The sequence below is a fragment of the Streptomyces sp. SID1328 genome, from assembly GCF_009865595.1.
Lineage (GTDB): Bacteria > Actinomycetota > Actinomycetes > Streptomycetales > Streptomycetaceae > Streptomyces > Streptomyces griseoluteus.
The window spans coordinates 1-7,768 of record NZ_WWKH01000881.1 but is presented as its reverse complement, the minus strand read 5'-3'; the positions used below and the strand labels follow the sequence as shown (position 1 = coordinate 7,768).

The following is a 7,768-nucleotide window of genomic DNA, read 5'->3' as shown; positions in this document are numbered from 1 at the left end:
GACAGCTTCTTCAGGGGGCGTCCGGCGAGCGGGGCGAGGCCCAGCTCGTCCAGCACGGCGTCGCGTTCGGCGCGGGCGGCGCGTGCCTCCAGGCCGCGCAGCCGGCCGGTGGTCTCGGCGGCGAGGGCGACGGTCAGCTCGTCCAGCGCGGAGGACTCCTGGCCCAGGTAGGCGAGGATGCGGGCGGCCCGCTCGGGATGGCGCACGATGTCGTGGCCGAGGATCTCGACGCTGCCGGAGTCGGGGCGCAGCAGCCCGGTGAGCTGGCGGACCAGGGTGGACTTGCCCGCCCCGTTCGGGCCGAGCAGCCCGAAGATCTCGCCGTGCCGCACGTCCAGGGTCACCTGGTCGGTGGCCCGCACCTCGGGCGCCCCGGCGGCTCCGCGCCGCCCCTTGACGGGCGGATAGGTCTTGCTGAGCGCGCGCACGCGTACGACGTCGTCGTAGCTGAGTGGCTCTCCCGCGCGCGTGGTCACGAGGGACGAGACTACGCGGTGCGGCCCCTTTACTCGCCTTTGGGGCACCTCATCTCGGCATCCGCCGGTCAGGGCGCGTTCACTCCCCGGCGGTGGCGTTCTCCGCCGCGGCAGGGACGTCGAACTCCCGCCAGAACCCCGCCCGGATGGCGTAACGGTCGTGCTCGTCGATCTGGTCGTCCTTGTGGGCGAGCAGACCGAAGCGGGCCGCGTAGCGCAGCAGCTCGCCGTCGATGCGGTGCGGGATGCGGGGGTACATCGCGGACAGCCGCTGGAGGTGGCCCTGGTCGCCGAGCCGGGCCATCCAGCGGCGGGCGAACACCTGGCCGACCTCGTAGGGGTCGCCGCCGACCGTGGTGATGTCCTCCTCGCGGTCCGCCCAGCGCTGCTCGGCGGTGGTGAGCTGGGCCAGGGTCGGCATGGCGGCGACCTCCGGCGGCTCGGCGGCGGTGCCCGGCCGGTCCACCCAGCCCTTGTCGGAGGACCAGCGCAGGGTGGCGCTCGGGGGAGCCTGCGTCGGCGGGACACCGGAAGCGCGCAGCGCGGCCAGGTCCTTGGGGGTGGGGACGCCCTTGTGGGCGGCGGCCCGGTCCTGGGTGCCGTTCTCCGAGGCAGGGGCGGGCGGGCGGTGGGTGTCGTCCTCGGCGGTGTGTTCGCGGTCGGAGGGCGCGGACTCGGGCAGCGGGGCGGAGAGGATCGCGGCGATCTCGGGACGCGGCGCCGGGGGCGGGGCGCAGACGCCGGTGAGTTCCTTGGCCCGGACGGCCTTGATGATCCAGGCGCGGTCCAGCACGCGCCGCTCGTCGGCCTCGGCGACCAGGTCCTCGGACTGGTTGTAGTCCCCGTCGGCGGCCTGCACCGCCCACAGGTGGACGGCGACGCCGTGCTCCTTGGCCGCCATCATGCCGGGCAGCAGATCGCCGTCGCCGGTGACGAGGACGATGTCGGAGCAGGCGCGGTTACGGGCCAGCTCGGTCAGCTCGGCGTGCATGGCCGCGTCGACGCCCTTCTGCGCCCAGCGGCCGTCGCTTCTGGTCAGGGCGCCGAGCCGGACGGTGACGCGGGGCATCACCCGGAGCCTGCGGTGCTCCGGCTGGGGGACCCGGTCGGGGGCACCGTCGAACCAGTAGATGCGCAGCAGCGGGCGGCCGGTCTCGGACTCGGCGCGTTCGCGCAGGGCCTGGATGAGCGCGGGGTGGTCGACGATGATCCGGGACCGCGAGGGCTCACCGGCGAGGAGGCTCGCGGCGGCTCCCAGCAGATACCCGGCGTCCACCAGGACGATGCAGCGGTCCACGCGACTCACCCTCTTTCCGGGAGGTATTGCTTCGGCGTTCCTTCGAGTCTGCCCGACGGCGCGGGGGTTAACGGCCGGAACTCGATCTTCGGCGTGGCGTTTCGGGAGCCGGTGTCCCCATCAGCCCTGTCACAGACGGTAATTATCCGACATGCGCTTGATGTCAGCGTATGTGAATCTAATTTCGGCCCTGGCCCCTAGACCCCCTTCAGGAGGCAGATCCCCATGGCCAAGAACAAGAACCGCAAGCAGACCGGCCCGAAGAACCGCGCTTCCCAGGCCGAGCAGTCCCAGCGCTCGAGCGAGCAGGCCCCCGAGGCGCAGGAGGCCACCGCCCAGATCACGGGCGGCCAGCAGGACTACACCCGCAAGCAGAACAAGCGCTTCGGCCACAACTGAATGTCGCCACAGGGCGTTTGAGCCCACAGCGGGCATACAAAAAGGGGCGCACCTCCGCGGGGTGCGCCCCTTTTGCTCTGCGTATCGCCCTGGTTCCGCGCCCCCGCCGGGCTCAGCCGGTCAGGCAGGACGGGCCGAGCAGGACCTTCAGGTCGCCGTAGAGCGCGGGGTCGGGCTTGACCCGGTGCCGGTCCAGGCGCAGCACGGTGGTCTTGCGCGGGCCCTGGAGCTTGATGCGGACCTCGCTGTCGCCCTTGTGGTGGGTGAGGATCTCGCCGAGGCGGCTGATCATCGGCGGGGTGACCCGGACCGCCGGGATGGTCAGCACCACGGGGGCGTTGGTGCCCGCGTTGGACAGGTCGGGCACCTGGAGCTCCATGGCGACCAGCCGCGGCACGTCCTCCCGCTTGTCGAGCCGGCCCTTGACGAACACCACGGCGTCCTCGACGAGTTGGGTCGAGACGAGCTGGTAGGTCGCCGGGAAGAACATGCACTCGATCGAGCCCGCGAGGTCCTCCACGGTGGCGATGGCCCAGGCGTTGCCCTGCTTGGTCATCTTGCGCTGGAGGCCGGAGATGATGCCGCCGATGGTCACCACCGCGCCGTCGGAGTGCTCGCCGCCGGTCAGCTGGGAGATGCCCGCGTCCGCCTTGTCGGAGAGCACGTGCTCCAGGCCGAAGAGCGGGTGGTCGGAGACGTAGAGACCGAGCATCTCCCGCTCCTGGGCGAGGAGATAGGTCTTCTCCCACTCCTCGTCGGTGAACTGGACGTCCAGTCCGAAGCCGGGCTCGTCGCCGGCGTCGTCGCCCATGCCGCCGAAGAGATCGAACTGTCCCTCGGCCTCCTTGCGCTTGACCGCGACCACGTTGTCGATCATCGGCTCGTACTGCGCGGTGAGGCCCTTGCGGGTGTGGTTCATCGAGTCGAAAGCGCCGGCCTTGATCAGCGACTCGGTGGTGCGCTTGTTGCAGGCGACCGCCTCGACCTTGTCCAGGTAGTCCGGGAAGGAGAGGTACTTCCCCTTGGTCTTGCGGCCCCGGATGATCGCCTCGACCACGTTGGTGCCCACGTTGCGCACCGCGGAGAGGCCGAAGAGGATCACGTCGTCGCCCTGGGCGGCGAAGTTGGACTCCGACTCGTTGACGTTCGGCGGGAGCACCTTGATGCCCATGCGGCGGCACTCGTTGAGGTAGACCGCCGACTTGTCCTTGTCGTCCTTGACCGAGGTCAGCAGACCGGCCATGTACTCGGCCGGGTAGTTGGCCTTCAGATAGGCGGTCCAGTAGGAGACCAGGCCGTACGCGGCGGAGTGCGCCTTGTTGAACGCGTATCCGGCGAACGGGACCAGCACGTCCCACAGCGCCTGGATGGCCTCGTCGCTGAAGCCCTTGCCGCGGGCGCCCTTCTGGAACAGGACGAAGTTCTTCGCCAGTTCCTCGGGCTTCTTCTTGCCCATCACGCGGCGGAGGATGTCGGCCTCGCCGAGCGAGTAGCCCGCGATGATCTGGGCGGCCTTCTGCACCTGCTCCTGGTACACGATCAGGCCGTAGGTGACGTCCAGGACCTCCCGGAGCGGCTCCTCCAGCTCCGGGTGGATCGGCGTGATCTCCTGCTGCCCGTTCTTGCGCAGGGCGTAGTTGGTGTGGGAGTTCATGCCCATCGGGCCCGGCCGGTACAGGGCCGAGACGGCGGAGATGTCCTCGAAGTTGTCCGGCTTCATCAGGCGCAGCAGCGAGCGCATGGGGCCGCCGTCGAACTGGAAGACGCCGAGGGTGTCGCCGCGCTGGAGCAGCTCGAAGGTCTTGGGGTCGTCGAGCGGGAGGCTCAGGAGATCGATGTCGATCCCCTTGTTGGCCTTCACCATCTTGACGGCGTCGTCCATGATCGTGAGGTTGCGCAGGCCCAGGAAGTCCATCTTCAGCAGGCCGAGCGACTCACAGCTCGGGTAGTCCCACTGGGTGATGGTCACGCCGTCGGTGTGCCTCACCCACACCGGGACGTGCTCGGTAATGGTCTCACTGGACATGATCACGCCGGCCGCGTGCACACCCATCTGCCGGACCAGGCCCTCCACACCCCGCGCGGTGTCGATGACCTTCTTCACGTCCGGTTCGTTCTCGTACATCGACCGGACCTCGCCCGCCTCCGAGTAACGGGGGTGCTCGGGGTTGGTGATGCCGTCGATGTTGATGCCCTTGCCGAGGACGTCGGCGGGCATGGCCTTGGTGATCCGGTCGCCCATCGCGTACGGGTAGCCCAGCACGCGCGCGGAGTCCTTGATCGCGTTCTTGGCCTTGATGGTGCCGTAGGTGCCGATCATGGCGACCTTGTCGGCGCCGTACTTCTCGGTCACGTACCGGATCACCTCGACGCGCCTGCGCTCGTCGAAGTCGATGTCGACATCGGGCATCGAGATGCGCTCGGGGTTGAGGAACCGCTCGAAGATCAGGCCGTGCGGGATCGGGTCGAGGTCGGTGATGCCCATGGCGTAGGCGACGATCGAACCGGCCGCGGAGCCTCGGCCGGGGCCGACCGCGATGCCGTTGTTCTTGGCCCACATGATGAAGTCGGCGACCACGAGGAAGTAGCCGGGGAAGCCCATCGAGATGATGACGTCCATCTCGTACTCGGCCTGCTTCTGCCGGTCCTCGGGGATGCCGCCCGGGAAGCGGCGCTCCATGCCGCGGCGCACCTCCTCCTTGAACCAGGTGACCTCGGTGTAGCCGTCCGGGATGTCGAACTTGGGCATGAGGTTCTTGGCCTCGAACATGCCCGTGGTGTCGACCATCTCCGCCACCAGGAGGGTGTTGGCGCAGCCCTCCTGCCAGGCGTCGGAGGAGTCGATGGCGTACATCTCGTCCGTGGACTTCAGGTAGTAGCCGGTGCCGTCGAACTTGAAGCGGCCGGGCTCGGAGAGGTTCTTGCCGGTCTGGATGCACAGCAGGGCGTCGTGGGCGGCCGCCTCGTGCGCGTAGGTGTAGTGCGAGTCGTTGGTGACCAGCGGGGGGATGCCGAGCTTCCTGCCGATCTCCAGCAGGCCGTCGCGGACCCGGTGCTCGATGTCGATGCCGTGGTCCATCAGCTCCAGGAAGTACCGGTCCTTGCCGAAGATGTCCTGGTAGTCGGAGGCGGCTTTGAGGGCCTCGTCGAACTGGCCGAGCCGGAGGCGGGTCTGCACCTCGCCGGAGGGGCAGCCGGTGGAGGCCACGATCCCCTCGGACCACTTGGAGATGGTCTCCTTGTCCATCCGGGGCCACTTCTGCAGCCAGCCCTCGGCGTACGCGTCGGAGGACAGCCGGAAGATGTTGTGCAGACCGGTCTTGTTCACCGCCCACATCGTCTTGTGGGTGTAACCGCCGGAGCCGGAGACGTCGTCCCGCTTCTGGTGCGGCTGGCCCCACTGGATCTTGCGCTTGTTGCGCCGGGACTCGGGGGCGACGTACGCCTCGATCCCGATGATCGGGGTGATCCCGGCCTTCTTCGCGGAGTGGAAGAAGTCGTACGCCCCGTGCAGGTTGCCGTGGTCGGACATGGCGATGTGCGTCATGCCCATCTCATTGCAGGCGTTGAACATGTCCTTGAGCCGCGCGGCACCGTCCAGCAGCGAGTACTGGGTGTGGACGTGCAGGTGCGTGAAGGGCGGCTTCGACACGGTTTCGGCCTCCGGATGAACAAGAAGGGGACAGCGAGGAAGTCTATGCCCCGGCACTGACACCGCCGGGCCCGGTCCGCGTACCTTCAGGTGGGAACCGGGCACTCCGGCGCGGCGTCGCCCGTTGTGGACGGGGGGCACGGTGGTACGGCTCCTCCCGTGTTCCCGCACACCTCACGCACGATCCCGCACCAGGAGGCAACCCCGCGATGCCGGTTTCCCAGCTCAGCGACGAGCAGCGCGGCGAGGAGATCCTCGCCGTCTTCGACACCGCCTTCGGCCGGCTGCTGGCCGCGGACCCGGCCGCGTTCCGGGTGAAGTTCCGCAAGATGGCCGCGAGCGCCTTCGCCTTCTACCGGGGCACGGCGAACCTCTTCTACCACGACCTGGACGCCGAGAAGCGGGGCGGCCCGTACCTGGACGAGCGCACCTCGCGGGTGTGGGTGCACGGCGACCTGCACGCCGAGAACTTCGGCACCTACATGGACTCCAACGGCCGCCTGGTCTTCAACGTCAACGACTTCGACGAGGCGTACGTCGGCCCCTTCACCTGGGACCTCAAGCGCTTCGCGGCCTCCATCGCGCTGATCGGGTACGCGAAGGCGCTCAGCGACGAGCAGATCACCGAGCTGGTGACGGTCTACGCGGTCGCCTACCGCGAGCGCATCCGCGCCCTGGCCACCGGCGCCAAGGACGACGAGGTGCCGCCCTTCACCCTGGACACCGCCCAGGGCCCGCTGCTGGACGCGCTGCGCGACGCCCGCTCACTGACCCGGTTCGGGCTGCTGGAGTCGATGACGGAGATCCGCGACTTCGAGCGCCGGTTCGCGCCGGGCGGCGGCTCGGTGGAGCTGGACGCGGCCACCCGGTACAAGGTGCTGGCCGCCTTCGACGGCTACCTGGAGACGCTCCCGGACTCCTCGCTGGCCCGCCCGGAGTCCTACCGGGTCAAGGACGTCGTGGGGCGGCGGGGCATCGGGATCGGCTCGGCCGGGCTGCCCTCGTACAACATCCTGCTGGAGGGGGCGACGGACGCGCTGGAGAACGATGTGGTGATCTACATCAAGCAGGCGCAGACCCCGGCCGTCTCCCGGCACATCACGGACCCGGCCATCGCCGGTTACTTCCAGCACGAGGGTCACCGCACGGTGATCTCCCAGCGCGCCCTGCAGGCGCACGCCGACCCGTGGCTGGGCTGGACCGAGCTGGACGGCGCGGGCCAGCTGGTCGCCGAGATCTCGCCGTACGCGGTCGACCTGGACTGGAGCGACATCGACGACCCGGAGGAGATCGCGGCCGTCGTCGCCGACCTCGGCCGGGCCACGGCCACCATGCACGCGGCGGCGGACGAGACCACCTCGGGCGAGTCCCTGGTGCCGTTCTCCACCGAGCGGGCCATCGACGCCGCCATCGCGGGCGACGAGGAAGGGTTCGCGCCCCTGCTGGTGGACTTCGCGCACAGCTACGGCGCCCGGGCCCGCGCCGACCATCAGACGTTCCTGGACCTGTTCCGCAACGGCCGGATTCCGGGGCTGTGACCGCCGCACACCCTTTACGGGTGTCTCACAGCGGTCCGTGACACACTCTCCTCTCGCTATGGACATATCCGGGACCCAGCTCAGAGCCGTGCGCGCGGCGCTGTTCACGGCCTTCACCGTGACGCTCAGCACCGCGTCGCACGTGCTGCTGTCCCGGTCCCCGCTGCCGGTGGCGACCGTCCTCGCGGTCGCCGCCGGGGTGTTCACCGCCGCGTACGCGCTGGCGGGCCGGGAGCGCGGCTTCGGCCCGATCGCGGCCCTGCTGGTCCCGCTGGAGCTGGCCGCCGACACCGTGTTCACCACCGGCCAGCACGCCTGTTACGGCCGGGCCGGCGGCCCGGTCACCGGCCCGCTGCACGCGGTGGGCCTGGACCTGCTGTGCCGGGGCGGCGCCGTGGGCGGCCCG

Annotated in this window: 5 protein-coding genes and 1 pseudogene; 3 read left to right on the top strand and 3 right to left on the bottom strand. The window is 69.6% G+C overall.

Annotated features, from left to right (window positions below; translation table 11 throughout):
- Window positions 1–476: ATP-binding cassette domain-containing protein (locus GT030_RS28385; protein ID WP_161203527.1), on the bottom strand; the 476-nt coding region annotated here is incomplete at its 3' end.
- A 79-nt stretch (window positions 477–555) separates the two neighbouring features.
- A complete protein-coding gene (locus GT030_RS28380; RefSeq protein WP_161203526.1) occupies window positions 556–1,773 on the bottom strand; it encodes an NYN domain-containing protein in 1,218 nt (405 codons plus the stop codon).
- A gap of 225 nt (window positions 1,774–1,998) precedes the next feature.
- On the opposite strand from GT030_RS28380, the gene GT030_RS35865 reads away from it, so the two are divergent.
- Window positions 1,999–2,172, top strand: a complete 174-nt coding sequence (locus GT030_RS35865) for a hypothetical protein (protein WP_202460665.1) — start codon at window positions 1,999–2,001, stop codon at window positions 2,170–2,172.
- 112 nt (window positions 2,173–2,284) lie between these two features.
- On the opposite strand, the gene dnaE is transcribed toward GT030_RS35865, so the two are convergent.
- Entirely contained in the window at window positions 2,285–5,824 is a 3,540-nt protein-coding gene (dnaE, locus tag GT030_RS28375; protein WP_161203525.1) for a DNA polymerase III subunit alpha, read from the bottom strand.
- 209 nt (window positions 5,825–6,033) lie between these two features.
- On the opposite strand from dnaE, the gene GT030_RS28370 reads away from it, so the two are divergent.
- On the top strand, window positions 6,034–7,362 hold the full coding sequence (locus tag GT030_RS28370) for a DUF2252 domain-containing protein (protein ID WP_161203524.1): 1,329 nt from the start codon (window positions 6,034–6,036) through the stop codon (window positions 7,360–7,362).
- A gap of 58 nt (window positions 7,363–7,420) precedes the next feature.
- Window positions 7,421–7,768: pseudogene (locus tag GT030_RS28365) on the top strand (hypothetical protein); the annotation flags it as partial.

Coding starts and splice junctions, on each gene's coding strand:
- GT030_RS35865 (WP_202460665.1), top strand. CDS start 1,999: ATGGCCAAGAACAAGAACCGCAAGCAGACCGGCCCGAAGAACCGCGCT.
- GT030_RS28370 (WP_161203524.1), top strand. CDS start 6,034: ATGCCGGTTTCCCAGCTCAGCGACGAGCAGCGCGGCGAGGAGATCCTC.